We start from the raw sequence: 850 nt of genomic DNA, 5'->3' as shown, positions 1-850 counted from the left end.
TACAACAAAGACGGCAACAAGGTCGACCTGTACGGCAAGGTTGATGCGCGCCACACCTTCTCAGACAACGCGGGCGACGACGGCGATGAAACCTACGTTCAGATTGGTTTCAAAGGCGAAACGCAGATTACTGACGATCTGGTCGGCTTCGGCCAGCGGGAATATAAAACCTACGCAAACGACACCGAAGACGCTGGCGATACCTCTTTTAACCGTCTGGCATTCGCGGGCCTGAAATATGGCGATTTTGGCTCGTTTGATTACGGCCGTAATTACGGCGTCGTGTATGACGTTGAAGCCTGGACCGATATGCTGCCGGTATTTGGTGGTGATTCCTACACCTGGACCGACAACTATATGGTTGGTCGTACTAACGGCGTGGCGACCTACCGTAATAACGATTTCTTCGGTCTGGTCGACGGTCTTAATTTTGCGCTGCAATACCAGGGCAATAATGAAGGTGGACCACACGAAGATCAGGAAGGCCATTATACCAGTACTCAGGAAGGCACCAAAAACGGCCATGATGACGTTCGTTTCCAGAACGGCGACGGCTTCGGCATGTCTTCCACCTATGATTTCGATTTCGGCCTGACGCTGGGTGCGGCGTATTCTTCCTCTGACCGTACCAACGACCAGGTAAGTGCGGGTAGGAATGATGCCCACTTTGCCGGCGGTGAAAGAGCCGAAGCATGGACCTTTGGGGCTAAATACGATGCCAATAATGTCTATCTCGCGATGATGTACGCTGAAACCCGCAATATGACCCCATACGGTGATTACGGTATCGCGGATCAGACTCAGAACTTCGAAGCAGTTGCACAATACCAGTTCGACTTCGGTCTGCGTC

The 850-nt window shown here is 52.1% G+C and carries 1 protein-coding gene; it reads left to right on the top strand.

The genetic code is table 11. The features are described from left to right. Positions 1 to 850 (top strand): porin (locus tag IM300_RS22520; protein WP_193038357.1); only part of this gene is annotated, 850 nt, incomplete at both ends.

Source organism: Enterobacter cloacae complex sp. I2, assembly GCF_014896205.1.
GTDB lineage: Bacteria > Pseudomonadota > Gammaproteobacteria > Enterobacterales > Enterobacteriaceae > Enterobacter > Enterobacter quasihormaechei.
The sequence above is the reverse complement of the archived record's forward strand: the minus strand, read 5'-3'. Positions and strand labels throughout refer to the sequence as shown.